This window comes from Blautia sp. An81 (genome assembly GCF_002161285.1).
Taxonomy (GTDB): Bacteria; Bacillota; Clostridia; order Lachnospirales; family Lachnospiraceae; genus Blautia; species Blautia ornithocaccae.
Genome location: NZ_NFHH01000021.1, coordinates 44,480 through 68,375 on the forward strand (window position 1 = coordinate 44,480; position 23,896 = coordinate 68,375).

Sequence of the window (23,896 nt, forward strand, 5' to 3'; positions counted from 1 at the left end):
TATGGCGGATAAAAAGAAAAAAGAATTGGCGATCCGCAGCTCGGCGGCAGAATATCTGACTTTTGTAGCTTCCACCGGGGAGAGCGATACCAGCTTTGAAATGCGCTATGAGGACGAAAATATCTGGCTGACACAGAAAATGATGGCGGCGCTGTATGATGTAACCAAGCAGACGATTTCTCAGCATATAAATCGAATTTATGCGGATGGCGAGCTTACACCGGAGGCAACTGTCAAGAAATACTTGACAGTTCAAACCGAGGGAAATCGTCAAGTCAGTCGCAGCCAGGATCATTATAATCTTCAGATGATTATTGCCGTTGGCTTCAAGGTGAATAACCAGCGGGCGGTACAGTTCCGCAAGTGGGCAGGGCAAATCGTGAAAGACCACACCATTCAAGGCTGGACAATGGATGCGGAACGCCTGAAAAAAGGTCATATGTTCACGGATGAATATTTTGAACGCCAGTTACAGCAGATTCGTGAAATCCGCTTGTCGGAGCGCAAATTTTATCAGAAAGTAACGGATTTGTACGCTACGGCGTTTGATTATGACAAAAACGCAAAAACCACCCGCCTGTTTTTCCAGACGGTTCAGAACAAGATGCACTTTGCCGTCCACCGCCACACAGCGGCTGAATTGATCGTGGAGCGTGCTGACGCCAATAAGGAACACATGGGTCTGACCACATGGGAGAACGCCCCGGATGGTAAAATTCTGAAAGCCGATGTGACGATTGCAAAAAACTACCTGAGCAAAGAAGAAATGAACTATTTGGAGCGCATTGTGTCGATTTATCTGGATTATGCAGAGTTGCAGGCAGAGCGTAAAATTCCCATGAGTATGGAAGACTGGGCGAAACGGCTGGATGGTTTCCTGGAATTCAACGGAAATGAATTGCTGACCGGTCCGGGCAAAATCAGTGCAGAACAGGCGAAACTCCATGCGGAAACGGAATACGAAAAGTACCGTATTATTCAGGATCGCTTGTATGAGAGTGATTTTGACCGTTTCCTTATGCTGGAACAGGAGGTGAACCGCAAGGATGAAGTTTAATTTTAAGATACAGCAATACCAAACGGATGCTGTCGATGCTGTTGTTAAGGTGTTCCAGGGACAGGGATACTACGATAAGATCAGCTATATTCGAGATGTGGGGAAAAGACAAGCCGTTCAGCAGATGCGGTTAAATATTGAGATGGATCAGCAGTATTCGATGGATACAGGTGAGGATCGTCAGCTGAATATCTATGATTTAGATGATGACGATACGGGCTACAAGAACGAAGTGGTAGAACTGACGGACGATCAGTTGCTGATGAATATTCAGAAGATACAGAGCCAGAACAACATCAAACAGTCCCCAAATCTTGTGAAAGACTTGGGCAGGTGCAGCCTTGATATTGAAATGGAGACTGGCACTGGTAAGACCTATGTCTATATCAAGACCATGTTTGAGCTGAATAAAAAATATGGCTGGAGTAAGTTCATTGTTGTCGTTCCGTCTATTGCCATCCGTGAGGGCGTGAAAAAGACCTTTGAAATTACCGTAGACCACTTCATGGAGTATTATGGGAAAAAAGCTCGTTTCTTCATCTACAATAGCTCAAATCTGAACCAGCTGGATAACTTTTCATCCAGCTCCGGTATCAATGTAATGATTATCAATACGCAGGCTTTTGCTTCTTCTCTGAAAGAGGACGGCAGGAGTAAGGAAGCCCGTATTATTTATTCTAAGCGTGATGAGTTTGGTTCCCGCCGTCCGATCGATGTGATTAAGGCGAACAGACCGATTATCATTTTGGACGAACCGCAGAAGATGGGTGGCGCTGTTACCCAGAAGGCGTTGAAGAATTTCAATCCTCTATTTACGTTGAATTATTCTGCAACTCATGCCGTTAAGCATAATACGGTTTATGTTCTGGATGCACTGGATGCGTTTAATAAGCGTTTGGTTAAGAAGATTGAGGTTAAGGGCTTTGAAGTGAAGAACTTCCGGGGCACGGATAGTTATATGTTTCTGGAGCAGATTGTTCTCTCTTCCAAGAAACCGCCTATGGCTCGTATCGAGCTGGAAATCGGTTATAATAAGTCCATTAATCGGGAAACTCGTGTTTTGGGCGTTGGAGATGACCTGTATTATGTATCTCAGGAGATGGAACAGTATAAGGGATATACGATTTCTGATATTGATCCTTTTCGTGGTACAGTGACCTTTACCAATGGTGAAGTGATCAAAACCGGTGAAGTTTCCGGCGATGTGTCAGAGTCTGATATGCGTAGGATTCAGATTCGTGAAACCATCCTTTCTCACTTCGAGAAGGAAGAAAAGCTGTTTAATATGGGAATTAAGTCCCTTTCTCTTTTCTTCATTGACGAAGTTTCCAAGTATCGTCAATATGATGCGGATGGCAACGAAGTTCTGGGTGAATATGGGAAGATATTTGAAGAGGAATACCTGAATGTACTCAACGACTACATTACTGTTTTCGATACTCCTTACCAGAAATATTTGAAATCTATGTGCAGTGATGTAAGTGCGGTTCACAAAGGATATTTTAGTATTGATAAAAAGACCGGCAGAAGTATCGACAGCCAGCTGAAGCGTGGAAGCGAGTTTTCTGACGATATTTCCGCTTACGATCTGATTTTGAAGAACAAAGAACGTCTGCTGTCTTTTGACGAGCCGACACGCTTTATCTTCTCCCACTCTGCTTTGCGAGAGGGGTGGGATAACCCGAATGTATTTCAGATTTGTACGCTGAAGCACTCTGACAGCCAGACAGCAAAACGCCAGGAAGTTGGTCGAGGTCTGCGCCTGTGCGTCAACCAACATGGTAATCGTATGGATGCCGAAAGTTGCGGTGATAACGTTCACGACATCAATATGCTTACGGTTATCGCAAGCGAAAGTTATAAAGGCTTTGTGGCTGATCTTCAGAGCGACATTAAGACCGTTCTGTATGACAGACCGACGACTGCCACCAGCGAATACTTCAAGGGCAAATATATTAAAGTGGATGGAACACCTACTCTTATTGACAGCAATACTGCCGATGCCATTGAGTTCTATCTTATCAGCAATGGCTATGTCGATATGAAGCGGAAGGTTACGGATAAGTACCGTGCAGATGTGAAGATGGGAACGGTTGCTCCGCTTCCTGAAGAAATTCAGCCTATGGCAGATGGAATCCATACACTGATCCAGTCTGTTTACGATGATAGTGTTCTTAAGGATATGTTCTCTGATGGTCATGAGACGAAGGTTAAAGAGAATCCTCTGAATGAAAACTTTGCGAAGGCGGAATTTCAGGCACTATGGAAGCAGATCAATCACAGATATGCTTATACCGTTGAGTTTGACAGTAATGAACTTATTCATAAGTCTATAGCTCATATCAATGAGAAGTTATTTGTTTCAGAACTTCAATATACAACAACTATTGGCAGACAAAAGTCTCAAATGGATGAATATGAGATAGGTCGTGGCGATTCGTTTGTAAGGGAAAGTTCCGGAACTTACACATTGAAACACGCTCAGACCAGCCAGATTAAATATGACCTTATCGGAAAAATTGCTGAAGGTACTGTTCTGACTCGTAAAACGGTGGCTGCTATCTTGAAAGGATTAAGAGTAGATAAACTCTATATGTTCAAGAACAATCCGGAGGAGTTTATCTCTAAGGTTATTAAGCTCATCAGAGAACAAAAAGCAACCATGATTGTTGAGCACATTTCTTACAATCAGCTTGAAGTTGGTTATGACAGTACCATTTTTACCGCAGAAAAGAGTGCACAGACCTTTGACAAAGCGTTTCGGGCGAATAAAGCAATTCAGGATTATGTATTTACAGATGGTTCGGCTGAAAAGAGCATTGAACGTCGCTTTGTGGAAGACTTAGATGCAGCACAGGAAGTCTGTGTATATGCAAAACTGCCGAAGGGCTTCCATATCCCTACTCCCGTGGGGAACTATTCACCTGACTGGGCGATAGCTTTTTATGAAGGAACGGTAAAACATATTTTCTTTGTGGCGGAAACCAAGGGTACTATGGAAAGTTTGAATCTTAGACCGATTGAACAAGCAAAGATTTCCTGCGCTAAGAAGCTGTTTAATGAAATGTCTACAAGCAATGTAAAATATCATGATGTGGATAGCTATCAGAACCTACTGAATGTGATGAAGTCACTATAACATTGCAATAACCTACTATGTGCTGAGTACATTTTGAGTACACTTTTTATGAGAGACAGAAACAATCAGGCGAATGTGGAGAAAAATGCGTCGAATTGTAGTGTAAACGCTACATAAGATGTGTATATTTCAAAGCCCTACCTTGAGTAAAAATAAAGGCAGGAGATATTCTGTAATAGCCGGATAGGGAATCTCTATTTACAGAATATCTCCTGCCTTTTCGCTTTTCAATTCTATCTGGTGCCGTAATCCTGGTCGATACAGATCACTCCATAGAAATTTCCAGGCAGATTGTGAATTTTGGATAAAAGGGCCTTTTCCACTTCACTGGGAGTCATAGGGCAGTTATAAGGAACCACCACATCGAAAATAAGGTTGGTATGGGAAGGGCCAGTTACCATGCGGAAGTCATGCATTTTCAGCTCCGGATCCAGCTCATTGAGAAGCTGGTTCATTTTATTCCGCATTTGATTGGAAAAATCATCATCTGTCACCACTGGGTCCATATGTATGGTGGCGGTACAGTTCAGGCGCTGCTTCAGCTCCCGCTCAATGTTGTCGATCTCATCATGGATCTTCAGTATATCCCCTTTAGCAGACACTTCTGCATGAAGGGAAATGATCAGATTTCCTGGACCGTAGTCATGGACCAGCAGGTCATGAATCCCCAGCACAGAGGGATGAGCGTTTACAATGTCCATAATCTGCTGCACCAGCTCTTTAGTAGGAGGCTGGCCCAGAAGGGGATCCACAGTTTCCTTCATGGCAGTAATGCCTGTATAGAAAATAAAAAGTCCTACCAGGATCCCGCACCAGCCGTCCAGGTTAAAGTCTGTAAACAGGCTGGCAATAGTTACCAGAAAAACAAAAAAGGTAGAGATCATGTCGCTGAAGCTGTCGGCAGCAGTGGCGGCCATGGCTGCACTGTTCAGTTTCTTTCCCAGTTTTTTATTGTAATAAGACATATAAAATTTTACCAGGATAGAGGCTGCCAGGATCACCAGGATCATAGGAGTGCATTCTATGGCTTCTGGATGAAGGATTTTTTCTATAGAAGTCTTTACCAGCTCAAAAGCCATGATCAGTACAGCAGCGGCTACAAAAAGCCCTGAGAGATACTCAATCCTGCCGTGACCGAAGGGATGCTGAGAATCCGGCCTCTGCCCCGCTATTTTAAATCCGATGAGAGTGATAAAAGAAGAACCTGCATCAGACAGATTGTTTACTGCATCAGCAGTTATGGCAATGGAGCCGCTTAAGATTCCGGCAAAAAATTTTCCTATGAAGAGAAGTATGTTCAGCCCGATCCCCACAGAGCCGCAGAGCATGCCATAGGCCTGACGGACCTGGGGAGAGGATGTATTTTTGTAGTCTTTAATGAACATTCTGGCAAGGAATGATATCATAAAAACACCTCCGTTTTGGTCATTGGATATTATTCTATAATAAAAGAGAATTTGGTGCAAGAGAAAGATGGCAATATATTGGAAATCGGAGAAAAATGTGGTACACTAATAAGAAAGTATGATAAATGGAGGAACAAGATTATGAGAGCTGAATTTGATGAAACACTGGTTACAGGAAATGATATGATTGATTCTCAGCATAAAGAACTTATTGACAGAATTAATCAGCTTCTGGAAAGCTGTGAGGACGGTCAGGGCAAGGTAAAAGCAGTAAAAATGCTGGATTACCTGCTGGACTATACAGTCTTCCACTTTGAGGCAGAAGAGAAGCTTCAGGAAGAGATCCAGTATCCGGGCATTAAAGAACATAAAGAAAAACATCAGGAGTTTAAACAGGCAGTAAAAGAGCTGCAGGAAATGCTGGAAGAGGAAGAAGGTCCTACAGAGGCATTTGTATCTCAGGTACAGAAAAATGTAGTGGACTGGCTTTACGACCATATCAAAGGCTTTGACCGTTCTGTAGCAGAATACAAATTCATGGCTTCCAACACAGACAGACTGTAAGGAGAGAGGCTATGCTGCTATTTGTTGAATATCCTAAATGCAGTACCTGTCAGAAAGCAAAAAAATGGCTGACAGAGCAGGGACTGGAGTTTCAGGACAGACATATCGTAGAGGAGAATCCCACAAGAGAAGAGCTGGAGAACTGGTATAAGCGAAGCGGCCTTCCTCTGAAAAGGTTTTTTAATACCAGCGGAAATAAATACAAAGAACTTCACTTAAAGGATAAGCTGCCTACTATGACTGAGGAGGAACAGCTGGAGCTTTTGGCTACAGACGGAATGTTGGTGAAACGTCCAGTTTTGGCAGGCGAGGACTTTGTTGTCACAGGCTTTAAGGAGAAAGAGTGGAGAGAAAAGCTGGGAATGCCTTCAGAATAGAAAATTCAATATTATAACCAGGGAGTCTGAAAACAGGCTGCTGCACTATCTGGAGTTTACACATTTTGTGCGGCATCCTGTTTCTTGCTTTCTGTGTAATACATACCCTCAGTGCATAAGGAGGTTTTGCTCCTTGCACAGGGAGAAAACAGGGCGGAAGAGATATATGCTGAGAGAATTATTAGACAATGTAAGAGAGAAAGCTCCTCTGATACAGAATATTACCAATTATGTCACAGCAAATGACTGTGCCAATATAACGCTGGCCTGCGGGGCATCTCCTATTATGTCTGACTGTAAGGAGGAGGCCGAGGATATGTCCCGGATCTGCTGGGGTCTGAATATCAATATGGGAACTTTAAATCCCCGGAAGGCTGAGACCATGGTCCTGGCAGGCCGCTGCTACAATGAAAAAAACAAACCAGTGATCCTGGACCCTGTAGGCGTGGGAGCTTCCGGATACAGAAAAGCTCTTGCGGCAGAACTTATGAAGAATATAAAGTTCCAGGCCATTAAAGGAAATATTTCGGAAATCCGGAGTCTTATCACAGGAGGAACAGGAAGCCGGGGTGTAGATGCGGACCAGGGAGAGGCTGTGACGGAAGTAAATCTGAAAAGCTATATAGAAATGGCTCAGGATTTCGCAAAAGAGACTGGTGCAGTGATCCTGATCACCGGGGCCATAGACATTGCGGCAGACTCTTCTCGGGCCTTTGCAGTCCGCGGGGGACATGAGACCATGTCCCGGATCACAGGCTGCGGCTGTATGCTGGGATCTCTCCTTGCCGCCTTTGAGGGGGCAAATCCGAAAAAACCTTTGGAGGCCGCAGCAGCCGCTGCTGCAGCTATGAGTCTGTGCGGAGAGAGGGCCTGCAGGCGTATGGTGAAAGAACAGGCAGGAAATGCCTCCTGCCGTACCTGGCTTATTGATGAGATGTACAAGCTTTCAGGAGAGGAACTTGAGAAAGGAGCAGACTATGAATTGTACGAAAAAGGACATGTTGTTATATGCCGTCACTGACCGTTCCTGGACAGGAGAGAAGACTTTGATGGAACAGGTGAAGGAAGCTCTGGATGGAGGGATTACCTTCCTTCAGCTGCGGGAGAAGCATCTGGGAGAAGAGGAACTTTTAAGGGAAGCCAAAGACATGAAGGCCCTGGCTGCAGCTTATCATGTGCCCTTTATTATCAATGATAATGTAGAACTGGCTCTGGCCATAGATGCTGACGGCGTCCATGTGGGACAGGAAGATATGGAAGCGGGAAAGGTCCGGGAAAAGCTGGGACCAGATAAGATTATTGGTGTCTCCGCCCATTCTGTGGAAGAAGCTATAGAAGCAGAGAAAAATGGAGCCGATTATCTGGGAGCAGGAGCAGTCTTTTCCACCTCTACCAAGGAAGACGCAGGGGCTCTTTCCAGAGAAACCCTGGAGGCCATCTGCCGCAGCGTGTCCATACCGGTTGTGGCTATCGGCGGAGTTAAAGAGGAGAATATTTCCACTTTGAAAGGGACAGGGATTTCCGGGGCTGCCATTGTTTCCGGAATCTTTGCTCAGGAAAATATCAGAGAGGCCTGTGTCCGGCTGAGAAGCCTGCTCAGGGAAGTGGTGGAAGAATGAAAAATACAGAGATACAGGGAGCTATTTTTGACGTGGACGGAACCCTGCTGGATTCTATGGGGTACTGGGAACATTTAGGAGATGAGTACCTTATGTCCCGGCAGCTTCAGCCCCCGGAAAATCTGGCAAATCTCCTGGCTTCCATGACCCTTTTGGAGGCGGCAGAGTATTTCAGAGAACGGTATGGACTTCAGGAAGAAGGGGAAGAAATGATAAGAGACTTTGACAGACTTATGGCAGTGCACTACCAGCAGGATATTCCGGAGAAAGAAGGGGTGCGGCAGGTGCTGGAGGAGTTAAAGGAAAGGGGGATTCCCATGTACATTGCCACAGCCACTCAGCGGCCATTGGTTGAAGCAGCCCTTGTCAGGACCGGATTAAATGGATATTTTCAGGGTATGATCACCTGCCAGGAAGCGGGAAAAAGCAAAAGAGAGCCTCTGATCTATCAGATTGCCAGAGAAAAGCTGGGCACAGAAACAGAAAAAACAGCGGTGTTTGAAGACGCAGTGTTTGCGGCCAGGACTGCAAAAAAAGAGGGATTTTTTCTGGTAGGCATCTATGATGTCTGGGAGCCGGAACAGGAACTGCTGAAGAAAACAGCAGATATTTATTTAAAGACGTGGAGTGAATGGAAATGAAAAAAGTATTAAGTATTGCAGGTTCGGATTCCAGCGGAGGGGCAGGGATCCAGGCAGATATTAAGACCATAACTGCCCATAAAATGTATGCCATGACGGCAATCACTGCCCTTACGGCTCAGAATACTACAGGAGTATACGGAGTGGAGGAAGCTTCTCCGGAGTTTGTGGGAAAACAGCTGGACTGTATTTTTCAGGATATTTTTCCCGATGCAGTAAAGATCGGCATGGTATCCAATCAGGAAATTATAAAGGTAATCGGAGCCAAGCTGAGAGAGTATAAAGCAGAAAATATTGTGATCGACCCGGTGATGGTAGCCACCAGCGGCAGCGCCCTTATGGTGGAAGGAGCAGGAAAAACTCTGGTGGAAGAACTCTTTCCTTTAGGAAGTATATTGACCCCGAATATTCCGGAAGCGGAAGCCCTTTCGGGAACAGAAATTAAAAGCAGACAGGATATGGAAGAAGCGGCCAGAATCATCAGTTCTTTTACTGGCGGAGCAGTCCTTGTAAAGGGAGGCCATCTTACAGACCGGGCAGATGACCTTCTCTATGAACAGGGAAAATCTACCTGGCTGTCAGGGGAGAGAGTAGAGAATCCAAATACCCACGGCACCGGCTGCACTCTTTCCTCTGCCATTGCCTGCGGTCTGGCAGCAGGAAAAAGTCTGGAAGACAGCGTAAGAGAGGCCAAAGCTTATATTACAGGCGCGCTGAAAGCCGGGTTAAATCTGGGTCAGGGAAGCGGGCCGCTGGATCATATGTGGGAGATGGATTTCTGATGGAAGAAAGTAAGATTTATGTTAGAACATAGCGATATATAATAACAGAGAAAAGAGGAAATATAATGAACAAAGAAGAAAAAGATCCGCCGATAAGTGTGGATAACATTTACCGGCTGAACGGGAGGGTACCTCTTCAAAAGGCTATCCCTTTCGGCCTTCAGCATGTGCTGGCCATGTTTGTATCTAATCTGGCCCCTGTGCTGATCGTCTGCAGCGCAGCAATCGTGCGAAGTACCGGGGAATATTTAACATCAGCGGAAATCACTCAGCTTTTGCAGTGCGCCATGTTTGCGGCGGGTATCGGTACCTGTATGCAGCTTTATCCTATCTGGAAGATCGGTTCCAGGCTGCCTATTGTCATGGGCGTCAGCTTTACCTTTCTGGGAAGCCTGCTGGTAATTTGTACAAACCCTGATCTTGGCTATGAAGGAATGGTAGGCGCCGTGATCCTGGGAGGTATTTTTGAGGGGATTGTAGGACTGAGTGCAAAGTATTGGAAGCGTTTTTTAACACCGGTGGTTTCTGCCTGTGTGGTAATCGCCATTGGACTTTCCCTGCTGTCTGTAGGCATGGATTCCTGGGGCGGCGGAAGCGGTGTGGAAGATTTCGGCGCCTGGTATCATCTCCTGGTCGGAGCTTTTACCTTAGTGGTATGCCTGGTTTCCCGCTATCTTTTAAAAGGCGTATATAAAAATCTGAATATTTTGGTTGGTCTGGTTTTCGGATATCTTCTGGCTGTGCTCTTTACAGCAGCGGGAGTTGCACCAATGGTAGACTTTTCCGGAATTTCCCAGACAATCCAGGAAGTGGGAGTTTTCAGTATTCCCAAGCTGATTTTCTTTACCAGCCACAAGCCGGTATTTGACCTGGGAGCCTTTTTTACCATTGCCATAGTCTTTCTGGTATCAGCAGCAGAGACTACGGGAGCCACTACAGCGGTATGTACCGGAGCTCTGGGAAGGGATATTAAAATGGAAGAGCTTCAGGGCTCTCTGGCAGTAGACGGATTTTCCAGCGCTATTTCCGGCTGCTTTGGCTGCCCTCCTCTGACTTCATTCAGCCAGAATGTGGGACTTGTGACTATGACTGGCGTGATCAACCGTTTTACCATCTTTACCGGAGCATTGATCCTGATCCTGGCGTCACTCTTTCCGCCCCTGGGAGCTTTCTTCAACTCTCTGCCCCAGGCTGTGTTGGGCGGCTGTACGGTTATGATGTTTGGTTCCATTATGTACGAAGGGATCAAAATGCTGAAAGAATGTGAATTTGACGACAGGACCATGATCATTGTATCCCTGGCTTTCTGCATCGGTGTGGGACTGACCCAGACCTCCGGAAACTTCTTTGCAGCCTTTCCTCAGGTGGTAGGAGATGTGTTTAACGGAAATGCAGTAGCAGGGGTATTTGTGGTATCCCTTCTGCTGAGTCTTCTTCTGCCGAAGAGTAAAAAAGAGAAGAAAGAGGCATAGAACATCTTATTGTGCTGCATATTTGATATTGTACGGTTAAAAAATCGATTTTTTGTATTTTAACCGTATTATTTAATTTTGCATAGGTGAATATGATAAGAAAAAGCCGGGTGTGGATTTCCACACCCGGTAAAAATTTGCTCTTTTGAATTATAACTGAGGACCAGCAGATACCAGAGCTTTTCCAGCTTCGTTTCCTTCGTATTTTGCGAAGTTCTTGATGAATCTCTGTGCCAGGTCTTTTGCTTTTGTTTCCCATTCGGAAGCGTCAGCATAAGTGTCACGAGGATCAAGGATATTTGTATCAACACCTGGAAGTTCTGTAGGTACTTCAATGTTGAAGTATGGGATCTTCTTTGTAGGTGCTTTTAAGATGTCGCCGTTTAAGATAGCGTCGATGATTCCACGGGTATCTTTGATGGAGATACGTTTTCCGCTTCCGTTCCATCCTGTATTTACCAGGTATGCTTTAGCACCGCTCTTTTCCATTCTCTTAACCAGCTCTTCTGCATATTTTGTAGGATGCAGTTCCAGGAATGCCTGGCCGAAGCAAGCGGAGAATGTAGGTGTAGGCTCTGTGATACCACGCTCTGTACCAGCCAGTTTTGCTGTAAATCCAGACAGGAAGTAGTACTGTGTCTGCTCTGGTGTCAGAATAGATACTGGAGGCAGTACGCCGAATGCGTCTGCAGACAGGAAGATAACTTCCTTAGCAGCAGGAGCTGTGGATACAGGACGAACAATGTTCTGGATATGATCGATAGGATAAGACACACGAGTATTCTCTGTAACGCTCTTATCGTCGAAATCAATCTTTCCATTTTCATCTACTGTAACGTTCTCAAGAAGAGCGTCACGTTTGATAGCATTGTAGATATCTGGCTCAGACTCTTTGTCCAGGTTGATAACCTTTGCATAGCAGCCGCCTTCGAAGTTGAATACGCCGTTGTCATCCCAGCCGTGCTCGTCATCACCGATCAGAAGACGTTTCGGGTCAGTGGAAAGAGTTGTCTTACCTGTTCCGGAAAGTCCGAAGAAGATAGCTGTGTTCTCGCCGTTCATATCTGTGTTTGCAGAGCAGTGCATGGAAGCGATGCCCTTCAGAGGCAGATAGTAGTTCATCATGGAGAACATACCTTTCTTCATTTCTCCACCGTACCATGTGTTTAAGATAACCTGCTCACGGCTTGTGATATTGAATACAACTGCTGTTTCAGAATTCAGGCCTAATTCTTTGTAGTTTTCAACTTTTGCCTTGGAAGCGTTGTAAACAACGAAGTCTGGTTCGAAGTCTTTCAGCTCTTCCTCTGTAGGCTGGATAAACATGTTTTTAACAAAGTGTGCCTGCCAAGCTACTTCCATGATGAAACGGATAGCCATACGTGTGTCTTTATTAGCGCCGCAGAAAGCGTCAACTACGAACAGTCTCTTGTTGGACAGCTCTTTGATAGCGATATCTTTTACAGTAGCCCATGCTTCTTCTGTTGCAGGATGGTTGTCATTTTTGTACTCATCAGATGTCCACCATACAGTGTCTTTTGAGTTCTCGTCCATAACGATGAACTTATCTTTAGGGGAACGTCCAGTATATACGCCAGTCATAACGTTTACTGCGCCCAGTTCAGTTACCTGACCTTTTTCGAAACCTTCCAGTTCTGGTTTGGTCTCCTCTTCAAATAACTGCTCATAAGAAGGATTGTAAACAATTTCTGTAGTTCCGGTAATGCCATACTTACTTAAATTGATCTCTGCCATCTTACACTAACCTCTCTTTTCTTATAATATAAGGTAAAACTTACAGGAATCTTACCTGGGGACCCCTGCAGTATTTCCGAAGAAAGGGGCAGTGCCCACTTCCCATACCCTTAATTATACATATTTAGTGAATTAAATCAATAAAAATCCTTTAAAAATTTTAAAAACTGACAATATTTTAACGAGTTTCCATGGGAAATTCCTTACAGAGATGTATAAAAGCCTCCATATTAGGGGTCAGATACTTGCTTTTGTGGTAAATGATATTCAAGTCCCGATGGAGGGGCTGGCGGAAAGGAACAGTTTTCACCTGCCCTTCCAGGATGTCTTTTTCTACCAGCATATAGGGGAGGACTGCCACGCCCAGTCCCTGAGCTACGGCGCTGACAATGGCCTGGGTGCTGGAACTTTCCCATATGGGGTGTACAGAAAGATGGAGAAGAGCGAAACTGGCATCCAGGATTTCTCTTCCAGCGCTTCCTTTTTCACGCATGAGGAAAGGGTACCGGGCAAGCTGGGAAAGGGTGAGCCATCTCTGACTGGAAAGAGGGTGGTCTGTGGGAAGGATGGTACAGAGATGATCTTTCATAAAAGGAATCGCCTGGATTTCCGGATGTTCAGGCTGGGTTTCGATAAGACCCAGGTCTATAGTATTGTCCAGTACGTGCTGCTCAATGATCCCAGAGTTATTCACCATTGCTTCTACCCGGAGAGAAGGGTAGGCCTCCTGATATTTTTTGATAAGCCCCGGCAGGATATGGGTGCCGATAGTAATGCTGGTCCCAATTCGTATGGTTCCCAGAGTATCCCAGTTTTTAATCTTTTTTTCTATATCTTCAAAGAGAGAAACAATGTGCAGGGCATAACTGTAAAATTCATTACCTGCTTCTGTGGGGCAAATGCGTCTGCCGATCCTTTCAAAAAGACGTATCCCATAATATTCTTCCAGTTCTTTCACAGCCAGACTTACAGAAGGCTGAGCCAGATGAAGTTCTTCGGCAGCTCTTGTAATATTACTGTGGCGATAGACCGTTACAAATATTTTCATATGTCGAAGGGTCATAGAGTGCTCCTCCTTTATAATAAAAACATTATGATAAAAATAGAATAATACTATTTTACCTATAAGTCAAGAAAGGATATACTGACAGAGAGGAGGAAAAAGATATGAGAAGTAAGAAAGAAGTTTTGATAAAGTTATTTATTTCTACATTATATTTAAGTGCCTTTACCTTTGGCGGAGGCTATGTCATCGTAACTTTAATGAAGAAAAAATTCGTAGACCAGTATCACTGGATAGAGGAGAATGAAATGCTGGACCTGGTAGCCATTGCCCAGTCTTCTCCAGGAGCCATAGCGGTCAATGGAGCAATTGTAGTGGGATATAAGCTGGCAGGCATGGTGGGAGCAGTTACGGCAATCATAGCCACCATTATCCCTCCGTTTCTGATTATTTCTCTGATCTCCGTATTTTATAACGCTTTTCGCAACAGTTTTCTGATCAGTCAGCTGCTGGAGGGAATGCAGGCGGGCGTGGGGGCAGTAATCGCATCTGTGGTTTATGAAATGGCAGCAGGGGTAGTCTGCGGAAAGAACCCGGTTTCAATTCTTATTATGGCGGGAGCTTTTGCTGCCACATGTTTCTTTGGCGTAAATGTAGTCTATGTAGTCCTTGCATGCGGACTTATCGGAGTAGTCCGCACGATCATAGAGAGAAAGGGGGAAAAGAAATGATCTATCTTCAGCTGCTGCTCAGTTTTCTGCAGATCGGACTTTTCAGTTTTGGAGGAGGCTATGCGGCAATGCCTCTGATACAAGAGCAGATTGTGGATATCCACGGCTGGCTGGATATGGAACAATTTACAGATTTGATCACAATTTCTCAGATGACCCCAGGGCCCATTGCCATTAATTCTGCCACTTTTGTGGGAATCCGTATTGCAGGCATATCGGGAGCACTGGTGGCCTCAGCAGGGTGCATCCTTCCATCCTGCGTAATTGTTGTCCTGCTGGCAAAATTATATCTGAAATATGAGAATATGGATGTACTCCAGAGTGTGCTGAATTCCCTTCGTCCGGCAGTGGTTGCCATGATCGCATCGGCGGGGATTTCCATTTTGGTCACAGCCTTCTGGGGAAATAGTGCTGTCATAGACCTGACAAAGACAAACTGGAGCCTGGTGGTAATTTTTCTGGTTTCTTTAGTATTTCTGCAAAAGCTGAAATGGAATCCGGTGCTGGTCATGGTGCTGGCGGGAGTCATGAAGCTGGCAGTGGCAGTAATACAGGGACAGGGATAATACCAGACAGCTGTTTATATTGAGAAGGGCCGGGGAAAATGCTATACTTAGCGTCGATGTACAAGGGGCCAAACGGTCAGAACGGCTAAATTTGCAGTTCTGCCGCGTTACTTTCAATCGGCGTACGTCCAGTACGCCTCATTCAAGTGCCTTGCAGAATTGCAAATTTAGCTCCTTCTGACTCTTCGACCTCTGCCATCGGAATTTTGCCCATTTTCAAGGCAGACGAAAGAGGCGTACTGGACGTACGCCGACTGAGGATAACGCCGAAAATGGGCAAAATCACATGGCAGAGGCGTTTGGCCCCTTGTACACCGACGCTATCCATAGAATAGTGATAATTTCTTCTGGATAAGAGAAGCAGAAAGGAAAAAATATGAAACGTGAGATCAGCATTAAAGAAATAAAAGGTATAAGAATCGGGCAGGCAGAAAATACAGAGGCAGGAACCGGGTGTACGGTTTTCCTCTCTGAAGAAGGAATGGCAGCAGGTCTGGATGTACGGGGCGGAGGCCCTGCCTCCCGGGAATCAGAGCTGATGGATCCCCTGGCAGCAGCTCAGGTAATCCATGGCATTGTGCTGGCAGGAGGCAGCGCCTTTGGACTGAATGCGGCAGATGGCGTTATGGAATATCTGAGAGAACGGAAGATCGGATTTGAAGTGGGGCCTTCTCTGAAAGTGCCGCTGGTATGCCAGTCTGATCTTTTTGATCTCACTGTGGGGGACTCTCATGTATGGCCGGATAAGACTATGGGATATGAAGCCTGCGTCAATTCGGAAAGAGGAGGAAACTACAGAGATGGGAACTACGGCGCTGGCTGCGGAGCCACAGTAGGAAAATTTGCAGGTATGGATTTCTGCATGAAATCTGGTATAGGCAGCTACGCCCTCCAGATCGGAGAATTGCAGGTGGGAGCCGTTGTAGCAGTAAATGCTCTGGGCGATATCTATGACTGGAAAACAGGGCAGAAGATTGCCGGTCTGCTGACAGAGGATAAAAAAGCTTTCCGAAGCACAGAAGACCTGATGTATGCAAGCACCAAGGTAGTGGAAAATAAGTTCACAGGAAATACTACTATTGGAGTAATCCTTACCAACGGAAAGTTTCATAAGGCCTCCCTTTGCAAGATCGCCGGCATGGCCCATGATGGATATGCCCGTTCTATAAGGCCGGTCCACACCTCAGCAGACGGAGACAGCATTTATGCTGTTTCACTGGGCCAGATATCTGCAGACCAGGACCTGGTGGGAACTTTGGCAGCGGAAGTTATGAGCGAGGCTGTTATCCGGGCAGTGGAAAACGCGGAGAGTGCTTATGGGTTTCCAGGGTTAAGGACTGGAGAAAAGAAGAATTATTGAGAATGAAATTTTCCCTCTTTCCGGAATTCTGAAGGGGTCTTTCCTATCCATTTCCGAAAGGTTTCTGTGTAGTAGCTGGCGCTGCCGAATCCTACGGAAAGAGCAATTTCAATAACCGGCAGATCAGTGTTCAGAAGCAGCTCCATGCTCTTAGTCAGCCGATGCTGGGTCAGATACATAGTAGGAGTCTGGAAAAAGAACCTGGCAAAGAGCTTGCAGCATTTGCTCTGGCCCACAGCTCCTGCTGCGGCGATATCTGCAAGGGAAAGCTTTCCCATATAATTGTTATTTATAAATTCAGCCATTTTTTTGACAATGTTCAAATCTTGATTTTCATAAATGGCTCTTTCCCAGGAGGTTTCCTCATGAAGAAACAGATAAGGGAAGTTCTGATTACGGATTACAGGCAGAATAAAATCCTGCTCAAAGGATGGAAGGGGAGATAACAGCATCGGATGCAAAAGGATACAGATAAAATCACATTCTGTTTTTTTCCTGGAAAACCCGAAATGCATCTGACCGGCATTTACCAGAAGTCCCTGTCCTTTTTTTAGTGCAAGGATTTCTCCGTTTACACTGTATTCCATTTCACCAGATAAGACCGCGATCAGCTCAATGTCATCATGCCAGTGATTGGGAGCACTGTAATTGAGATAATGAGAGAGAAGCCCTCTGCGGATATAAACAGGATAATGGGGAATGTCATAGCATACCTTCTCTGAATTGTTTTCATTAAGTCCCATTAGGATAGGCATGAGCTCACCTCGCAGGATTGTTATAGTTTTTCGTAGATATACGATAGAAAAATTGCAAATCGGACCCTATAATTATAATCCAGATAGGGGAGAGGGTCAAGGCTGCTGATGCCGGAAGGATGAACTTTAGCATAACAGCAGACACTTTCCACAACATAAAAATCAGTATCTAAGGAGAATACATATGGATAACAGATATCGCAGAGACCATGGAATGGCTTATTTTTCAGATGAAAGCGTTGTAGCAGAACAGATGGTGACAAAAAAACTTATCAGAGAATACAATCAGGTCATGCCTTTTGAACCGGAGAAGGGTATGGAGTGTTTGAATAAAACAGGAATGGTCCACGGCAAAAGTGTATATTTTGAACCACCTTTCCACTGTGAATATGGCAGTCATATTACACTGGGAGACAACTTCTATGCAAATGCAGGATGCGTTATGCTGGATGTGGGAAAGATTACCATTGGTAAAAATGTGCTTTTCGGACCTAATGTAGCTATTTATACTGCCGGTCATCCTATTCACCCGGACAGCAGAAACTCCGGATACGAATATGGAATTCCCGTTACCATTGGAGATAATGTGTGGATTGGCGGAAGCTGTGTGATACTGCCGGGAGTAAAGATTGGAAATAATGCAGTAATCGGCGCAGGAAGCGTAGTGACAAAGGATATTCCAGATAATGTCTGTGCTGCTGGAAATCCCTGTAAGGTAATCCGGGAGATTACAGAGGAAGACCGCCCTTACTACTATAAAAAACAACGGTTTGACGATGAAATATGGGAAAAGATCAATGGATAGGAGAGAATTCAGAAGAAAACTTACATCTCTGATACTTCCTATTACTTTTCAGCAGTTTATGCTGGCTGTGGTCAGCGCATCGGACGCTTTAATGGTTGGAGCCATTGGACAGGATCTGCTATCTGCCGTATCTCTGGCAAGCCAGATTACTTTTGTATACAACCTGTTCCTGATGGCAATGACCATTGGCACCAGCATGTTTGCAGCCCAGTACTGGGGCAAAGGGGACAAGGATGCAGTAGAACGGATTTTGGGGATTGTTCTGAGAAGTTCCATGTCCGTTTCCTTTGTCTTCTTTTTTGCGGCAACTTTTTTTCCAGGGCTTCTTATGAGGATTTTTACTACAGATCCCCAGCTGATCCACTACGGAGTCCAGTACCTGCAGATTGTAGGCCTTACCTATCTTTTATGCGGAATTTCACAGGTTTATCTGTGTATCATGAAAAACAGCGGTCTGGCTTCAATGAGCATGCTCATCAGTTCTGCAGCAGCTCTGCTGAATATTATTCTCAATGCAGTGCTGATCTATGGATTTTTCGGAGCACCCAGAATGGAAGCAGGGGGAGCAGCTGCGGCTACAGCCATTGCCAGAGGGGTAGAGCTTCTCTGGGTTTTAGCAGAGCTGACGAAGAAAGGAAGGATTAAAATCCGTTTCGCCTATATCCGAAGGCCGGACCAGGGGCTCAGAAAGGATTTCTGGCATTATACGCTTCCGGTTCAGGGAAATGAGCTGGTCTGGGGAGGAGGCTTTACTATGTATTCCGTAATTATGGGACACTTGGGAACCGACGCAGTGGCAGCCAATTCTATTGCTAATATCGCGAAGAACCTTATTGCCAGTCTGGCTGGAGGAATCGGAAACGGCGGCAGCATTATGGTAGGAAATGAGCTGGGAGCAGGCCGGCTGGAAACGGCGAAAGCCTATGGAAGAAAATTATGTCACATTGCTGTGGTCAGCGGAATCCTCTCAGGAATATTTCTGATGCTTCTCAGCCCTCTGGTACTGGAAATTACGGATCTGTCTCCTCAGGCAGAAGAGTATCTGCGGTGGATGCTGGCAATGTGTGCAGTATACATGGTAGGAAAATATGTGAATGGAACTACCATCGCCGGAATTTTCTGTGCAGGAGGAGACTCCAGATTCGGCTTCTTATGCGACGCAGTGACTCTCTGGTGTTTTACCGTTCCTGTAGGACTGCTGGCTGCCTTTGTCTTTAAGTGGCCGGTGCTGGCAGTGTATTTTATTGTAAATTCAGATGAAATCGTAAAACTTCCTGCTGTTTATCGGCATTACAGAAAGTATAAATGGCTGAAGGACCTGACGGTCAGAGAGGAAGGCTTGGATTGAGCCGCCCTTTTACTTTTGCTATGGAACCCACATTACTTTGGGAGAGGGCTGCTATTTGAATATAAACTGTAACTATTACTACAAGGACCGGGAAATTGATGAAAAAGACCTTGAGGAAGAGAGAAGCCTGAGGGCGAAATAAGACAGTTGTCCTGCTGGATTTTGATAAGGGAGGAGTTGCCGCAAGATATAATTAATGGGGCAACTCCTCCTCAATTATTGTCCGAAAATCTTCGGGAGTATTTTTCGGGAAAGAGTTATTTTTGGAGCTTTTTCCTGAAAAAAATCAGTGACATGGAGCAAAATAGGACTGTGAGCCCTACGCACCAGACGAGAGAAAGAATAAGATTATTTATGTCCAAAGAAGTTCCCAGAAAAGCGCTGCGCATGGCCTCTATAATGGGAGTCATGGGCTGGTAGCTGGCAAAGACTGCCAGGGGAGCAGGCATAGCTTCAAGGGGAACAAAGCCGGAACTCAGGTAGGGGAGCACAATGACCAGTGTGAATAAACTGCTGGCACCTTCAGGACTGTTGGCAGGGATTCCAACAGCTCACCGATTTCCTGATCGTAAAGAGGAAGACCGATTTTCTCCAGCAGTTGGAAAATAAACAGATGCCGGTTATGGATTCCTTCTGCGTCTGCTGGAAAGACGGTAGGCAGCATCCACAGATCCAGAAGGATCAGCAGTTCTGCCAACTCTTTGGGATACTGGGTCTGAATAGAACCATCCTTCTGACCTTCCTCAATAAGTTCTTCCCAATAAGGACAGAGAAACTGTCGATTGGACTCTAACATGCTGGCCAGAACTCGAGGATTTTTTAAAAGGGGGATTGCCTGCCGGGTCAGTTCTATCTGGTTTTCATCTGACTGATTCAGCTTGATGGCCAGCTGCATTTTCTGCAGACCGTTTAAGTCTTTTCTTTTTTTGACCGCCTCAAAGGGATTGTTGCTGGTAAACATTTTTTCACTGAGAGCATCCATAATCTCTTCTTTTGATTTGAAATGATGATAGATAGCACCTTTGGTCAGTCCGCCCAGCTCATTTACAATATCCTGGATCGTCGTATTGTCGTAGCCTTTTTCCAGAAACAGCCGCTGTGATACTTCCAGGATTTTTTCTACTGTTACTTCCGGGTACTTATTTCTTGCCATAGAAGCCTCCTGATTACATTCGCTTGGTATGTTTGCATTATAATTCATTAAGAAAACATGTCAAGGAATACATACGAATAGTATGTAAAAATATAGCAGTTTGATTTCTGACTGATTCTATATGCGTGTAATAATTGTGCTGATGTTTATTCAAAGATATTGCACGCAAATGAAAAGCGTGTTAATATAAAAGCACAAAAAAGGACTGCAAAAATTTGCGGAATGACGCCTGTAAAACCATTCTGCAGAAAAAGGAGAGGATAAAAATGGCATTAGTAACAATGAAAACCCTGTTGGAACAGGCAGAGAAAAATCACAGAGGTATAGGCGCCTTCAGCGTTGGAAACATGGAAATGATCAAAGGCGCTGTACAGGCAGCGGAGGAGCTGAATACACCAATCATTCTGCAGATTGCAGAAGTTCGGCTAAACTACTCTCCGCTGGCACTTATGGGACCAATGATGGTGCAGGCCGCCAGGGAAGCAAAGGTGGATATTGCGGTTCACCTTGACCATGGCCTGACCATGGATGTGGTAAAAAAAGCTTTGGACTATGGATTTACATCTGTAATGTATGATAGCTCCACTTATCCGTTTGAAGAAAATATTGAAAGGACCCAGGAAGTGGTGAAACTGGCAGAAAAATACGGCGCGACTACAGAGGCTGAACTGGGATTAGTAGGAGGAAGCGAAGACGGAAGCTGTGACCATGGCATCCGCTGCACAAACCCTGAAGATGCGAAAATATTCTGTGAACGTACTGGAATTGATGCGTTGGCCGTTGCCATTGGAAACGCCCATGGCAATTACCCGGTGGCTCCAAAACTGGCTTTTGATGTTTTAGAGGAAATCCATAATAAGACAGAAATTCCCCTTGTACTTCACGGTGGAAGTGGAATTACGGATGAAGACTTTCAAAAAGCCATTTCACTTGGCATTGTCAAGGTAAATATTGCCACAGCCAGCTTTAATAAGTTGACCCAGCGGGCAGAGGAATACCTGAAAACTGAGGAAAAACATAACTTTTTCTCTCTGAATGAAGCAATGGTAAGGGGAACATATGAAAATGTAAAACATCATATCAAAGTTTTTAACTGCTGAGGCTGATTACAGACAGGAACATTTAATGTGTCAAATATAAAGAATATACATAAAAAAGTGGACAACCTCCTTTGCATGGCCGGGGATTTGTCCATTTTTTTATGGAAAGAAATTTTGTCTGGGTGTAAAATTTTAGCAGAAACAGGGAAAAATTGTGTAAAGGAGATGATCTTGTATGGCGCTGTATGCCCTGGGAGACCTGCATTTAAGCTTTCAGGCCAACAAACCCATGGATTCTTTCGGAAAGGTGTGGAAGAATCATGAGAAGAAGATTGAAAAATATGTAAACAAGACAGTAAAGCCTGAAGATACCCTGGTGCTGACCGGAGACCATTCCTGGGGGAGAAAGCTGCCGGAATGCAGGGAGGATCTGGAATTTATCCAAAGGCTTCCGGGGCGGAAAATTCTTCTCCGGGGAAATCACGATATGTTCTGGGATGCAAAGAAAACAGAACGGCTTAATGAAGAATACAAGGACCGGCTGTTTTTTCTCCAGAATAATTTTGCCGTCTATCAGGATTATGCTCTGGTGGGAACCAAGGGATTTACTTTTGAGGGACCTTTTTATCTGAACCGCCGTGGGCAGATCATTGGCTGGGATGAAGAGCGGGAGGAACAGGCAAAAAAACTGGTGGCAAGGGAAATGGAAAGGCTTCGGGAGTCCTTCCGCCTGGCTAAGAAAGAGGGATATCAGAAGTTTATTATGTTCCTTCACTATCCGCCTACCAATATCCTGGAAAAAAACTCTCCCTTTACAGAAATCGCAGAGGAATACAAAGTTTCCGCAGTAGTGTATTCCCACTGTCACGGAGAATCCAGGTTCGGAGACAGCATACGGGGAAATTTTCATGGCATAGAATATATGCTGGTTTCCGGGGATTATCTGAATTTCCGACCAGCTCAGGTGCTGCCCTGAATAGAACAGAAAAAACAGCAGATACGGACAGGCACTCAGAATTTAACTGGAAGTTAATAAATTTGCCTGAAGATTAAAAAGCCCTCAATATACAGCTTGTCTTCCCTCTGTTACAATAAAAGCAGGAAGGCCTTCCAAGTATAAAAACAGGAGGAAGAAAATATGCAGATGAAAGATGTGATCCGTGAAAAAAGGAGAGCCTGCGGCTTTACCCAGGAGCAGGTGGCAGATTTTCTGGGGGTGTCTGCTCCGGCAGTGAATAAATGGGAAAGTGGGACCACCTGTCCGGATCTGGCCATTCTCCCGGCCCTTGCAAGACTTCTTGGAACCGATCCCAATACTCTTCTGGGATTTCACCAAAATCTGTCAAGGGAAGAAATCGCAGTCTATGCCAATGAAGTGGCAGAAATAGCCAGGCAGGGCGATATAGAAAAGACCATGGAACTGGTCAATAAGCGAGTGAAGGAATACCCTTTATGCGGGGCCCTTCTGTATCAGATGGCAACGCTGCTGAGAGGAATCCGGATATTGTTTTCATATCCGGAGGAAAAGGCGGAAGAAGCCTGGGATTTGGCGGTTTCGCTTTTAGAGAGGGCAATACAGTGTGGGGATAAGAACGCTGCAGACTGGTCCAGATATGCCTTGGCCTCCATATATATTCAGGATGAAGACTATGAGAAAGCCCAGGAGCTGATCGACATGCTTCCTGAATACCAGTCTATGGACAAAAGACAGCTTCAGATTTCTCTATGTATGAAGGAGAAGAAAAACCAGGAAGCGGCAAAGCTTCTGGAACGGAAGCTGAACGGCTTGCTCCAGGAAGCTTTTCTGCTCCTTGACCAGCTTGCAGTTGTGGCTGTGCGGGAAGGAGAGAACAAGAGAGCCTGGGAGCTGGCTGACTATAGTCGGAAGGTAATGGAGATTTTTAAATGGAATTACAGCGGCCTGACAGTTTCTTTCAGCGTGGCTATGGAAGAAAAAGATGGAAAACGATGTGTAGAGATTTTGGAAGAGATGCTGGAGGCCTTAGAGAATCCTCTTTCCATGAGAGATTCTATTCTGCTTGCCCACCAGGAGAAAAAGGAAGGGGAGTCGGATTTTGGAAACCAGATTACAAAAGCTCTTCTGGATTCCATAGAAAAAGAAGATAGTTATGCTTTTCTTCGAAACAGAGAAGACTTTAGAAAATTAAAAGAAAAATATACTTCTTCATAAGTATAAAATAAAGGGAGCTGTCGCATTAATCAAAATCGAGAATATTTATACATTTTATTGCTCAGTCTGTGCCGCTTTGAGCCTATGGTCTCAAAGCTATGCTCGACAAATTCGCATAAAATGTATAAATAT

General features: G+C 45.0%; 22 protein-coding genes. 17 read left to right on the forward strand and 5 right to left on the reverse strand.

The window, feature by feature from the left end:
* Position 1 precedes the first annotated feature (1 nt).
* Both B5G33_RS15725 and B5G33_RS15730 read left to right on the forward strand, forming a co-directional pair.
* Positions 2 to 1,057, forward strand: coding sequence for a virulence RhuM family protein (locus B5G33_RS15725; protein ID WP_087418291.1), 1,056 nt, complete (start codon positions 2 to 4; stop codon positions 1,055 to 1,057).
* Positions 1,047 to 4,196, forward strand: a complete 3,150-nt coding sequence (locus tag B5G33_RS15730) for a type III restriction-modification system endonuclease (protein ID WP_087418292.1) — start codon at positions 1,047 to 1,049, stop codon at positions 4,194 to 4,196. Before B5G33_RS15725 ends, B5G33_RS15730 begins: the two co-directional genes overlap by 11 nt.
* Before the next feature lie 233 nt (positions 4,197 to 4,429).
* Here the strand turns inward: B5G33_RS15730 and B5G33_RS15735 are convergent, their stop codons facing one another.
* Complete coding sequence (locus B5G33_RS15735; protein WP_087418293.1) at positions 4,430 to 5,602, reverse strand: cation diffusion facilitator family transporter; 1,173 nt, start codon at positions 5,600 to 5,602, stop codon at positions 4,430 to 4,432.
* Between the two features lie 141 nt (positions 5,603 to 5,743).
* Here B5G33_RS15735 and B5G33_RS15740 point away from each other — a divergent pair, with 141 nt between their 5' ends.
* From B5G33_RS15740 to B5G33_RS15770, 7 genes are all read left to right on the forward strand, one after another.
* Positions 5,744 to 6,166, forward strand: coding sequence for a bacteriohemerythrin (locus B5G33_RS15740; RefSeq protein ID WP_087271387.1), 423 nt, complete (start codon positions 5,744 to 5,746; stop codon positions 6,164 to 6,166).
* Positions 6,167 to 6,177: 11 nt separating this feature from the next.
* A complete protein-coding gene (locus tag B5G33_RS15745; RefSeq protein WP_087271384.1) occupies positions 6,178 to 6,543 on the forward strand; it encodes an arsenate reductase family protein in 366 nt (121 codons plus the stop codon).
* A gap of 166 nt (positions 6,544 to 6,709) precedes the next feature.
* Positions 6,710 to 7,564, forward strand: a complete 855-nt coding sequence (gene thiM, locus B5G33_RS15750; RefSeq protein ID WP_087418312.1) for a hydroxyethylthiazole kinase — start codon at positions 6,710 to 6,712, stop codon at positions 7,562 to 7,564.
* Positions 7,521 to 8,162, forward strand: coding sequence for a thiamine phosphate synthase (gene thiE, locus B5G33_RS15755; protein WP_087271381.1), 642 nt, complete (start codon positions 7,521 to 7,523; stop codon positions 8,160 to 8,162). The genes thiM and thiE overlap by 44 nt, the downstream gene beginning before the upstream one ends.
* A complete protein-coding gene (locus tag B5G33_RS15760; protein WP_087418294.1) occupies positions 8,159 to 8,803 on the forward strand; it encodes an HAD family hydrolase in 645 nt (214 codons plus the stop codon). Before thiE ends, B5G33_RS15760 begins: the two co-directional genes overlap by 4 nt.
* A complete protein-coding gene (thiD, locus tag B5G33_RS15765) occupies positions 8,800 to 9,585 on the forward strand; it encodes a bifunctional hydroxymethylpyrimidine kinase/phosphomethylpyrimidine kinase (protein ID WP_087418295.1) in 786 nt (261 codons plus the stop codon). Before B5G33_RS15760 ends, thiD begins: the two co-directional genes overlap by 4 nt.
* Before the next feature lie 65 nt (positions 9,586 to 9,650).
* Positions 9,651 to 11,057, forward strand: coding sequence for a uracil-xanthine permease family protein (locus B5G33_RS15770; RefSeq protein WP_087418296.1), 1,407 nt, complete (start codon positions 9,651 to 9,653; stop codon positions 11,055 to 11,057).
* A gap of 150 nt (positions 11,058 to 11,207) precedes the next feature.
* Here B5G33_RS15770 and pckA read toward each other — a convergent pair whose 3' ends face one another.
* Both pckA and B5G33_RS15780 read right to left on the reverse strand, forming a co-directional pair.
* Positions 11,208 to 12,812 carry a phosphoenolpyruvate carboxykinase (ATP) gene (gene pckA, locus B5G33_RS15775; RefSeq protein WP_087418297.1) on the reverse strand — a complete coding sequence of 535 codons (1,605 nt, stop codon included), beginning with the start codon at positions 12,810 to 12,812 and terminating at the stop codon, positions 11,208 to 11,210.
* A gap of 178 nt (positions 12,813 to 12,990) precedes the next feature.
* Positions 12,991 to 13,875, reverse strand: a complete 885-nt coding sequence (locus tag B5G33_RS15780) for a LysR family transcriptional regulator (protein WP_087418298.1) — start codon at positions 13,873 to 13,875, stop codon at positions 12,991 to 12,993.
* A 104-nt stretch (positions 13,876 to 13,979) separates the two neighbouring features.
* Between B5G33_RS15780 and B5G33_RS15785 the strand changes: the two genes are divergently transcribed.
* The 3 genes from B5G33_RS15785 (at position 13,980) to B5G33_RS15795 (ending at position 16,472) form a co-directional block, all read left to right on the forward strand.
* Complete coding sequence (locus B5G33_RS15785) at positions 13,980 to 14,546, forward strand: chromate transporter (RefSeq protein WP_087271364.1); 567 nt, start codon at positions 13,980 to 13,982, stop codon at positions 14,544 to 14,546.
* Complete coding sequence (locus B5G33_RS15790; protein ID WP_087271360.1) at positions 14,543 to 15,112, forward strand: chromate transporter; 570 nt, start codon at positions 14,543 to 14,545, stop codon at positions 15,110 to 15,112. The genes B5G33_RS15785 and B5G33_RS15790 overlap by 4 nt, the downstream gene beginning before the upstream one ends.
* 376 nt (positions 15,113 to 15,488) lie before the next feature.
* Positions 15,489 to 16,472 (forward strand): P1 family peptidase, encoded by a 984-nt coding sequence (locus B5G33_RS15795; protein ID WP_087418299.1) that lies wholly within the window; start codon positions 15,489 to 15,491, stop codon positions 16,470 to 16,472.
* Here the strand turns inward: B5G33_RS15795 and B5G33_RS15800 are convergent.
* On the reverse strand, positions 16,466 to 17,215 hold the full coding sequence (locus tag B5G33_RS15800) for a helix-turn-helix transcriptional regulator (protein ID WP_204247410.1): 750 nt from the start codon (positions 17,213 to 17,215) through the stop codon (positions 16,466 to 16,468). The genes B5G33_RS15795 and B5G33_RS15800 overlap by 7 nt on opposite strands.
* A gap of 196 nt (positions 17,216 to 17,411) precedes the next feature.
* Between B5G33_RS15800 and B5G33_RS22640 the strand changes: the two genes are divergently transcribed.
* Together B5G33_RS22640 and B5G33_RS15810 are read left to right on the forward strand one after the other, a co-directional pair.
* Positions 17,412 to 18,032 (forward strand): sugar O-acetyltransferase, encoded by a 621-nt coding sequence (locus tag B5G33_RS22640; RefSeq protein ID WP_087418301.1) that lies wholly within the window; start codon positions 17,412 to 17,414, stop codon positions 18,030 to 18,032.
* Positions 18,025 to 19,380, forward strand: coding sequence for an MATE family efflux transporter (locus B5G33_RS15810; RefSeq protein ID WP_087418302.1), 1,356 nt, complete (start codon positions 18,025 to 18,027; stop codon positions 19,378 to 19,380). Before B5G33_RS22640 ends, B5G33_RS15810 begins: the two co-directional genes overlap by 8 nt.
* Positions 19,381 to 19,855: 475 nt before the next feature.
* Here B5G33_RS15810 and B5G33_RS15820 read toward each other — a convergent pair whose 3' ends face one another.
* Entirely contained in the window at positions 19,856 to 20,533 is a 678-nt protein-coding gene (locus B5G33_RS15820) for a TetR/AcrR family transcriptional regulator (RefSeq protein WP_087418304.1), read from the reverse strand.
* Between the two features lie 266 nt (positions 20,534 to 20,799).
* On the opposite strand from B5G33_RS15820, the gene B5G33_RS15825 reads away from it, so the two are divergent.
* The 3 genes from B5G33_RS15825 to B5G33_RS15835 all read left to right on the forward strand — a co-directional run bounded on the left by B5G33_RS15825 (position 20,800) and on the right by B5G33_RS15835 (position 23,764).
* Positions 20,800 to 21,633: a class II fructose-bisphosphate aldolase gene (locus B5G33_RS15825; RefSeq protein WP_087418305.1), complete on the forward strand. Its 834-nt coding sequence runs from the start codon at positions 20,800 to 20,802 to the stop codon at positions 21,631 to 21,633.
* 175 nt (positions 21,634 to 21,808) lie between these two features.
* Positions 21,809 to 22,549, forward strand: coding sequence for a metallophosphoesterase (locus tag B5G33_RS15830; protein WP_087418306.1), 741 nt, complete (start codon positions 21,809 to 21,811; stop codon positions 22,547 to 22,549).
* Positions 22,550 to 22,711: 162 nt separating this feature from the next.
* Entirely contained in the window at positions 22,712 to 23,764 is a 1,053-nt protein-coding gene (locus B5G33_RS15835; RefSeq protein WP_087418307.1) for a helix-turn-helix domain-containing protein, read from the forward strand.
* Positions 23,765 to 23,896 lie beyond the last annotated feature (132 nt).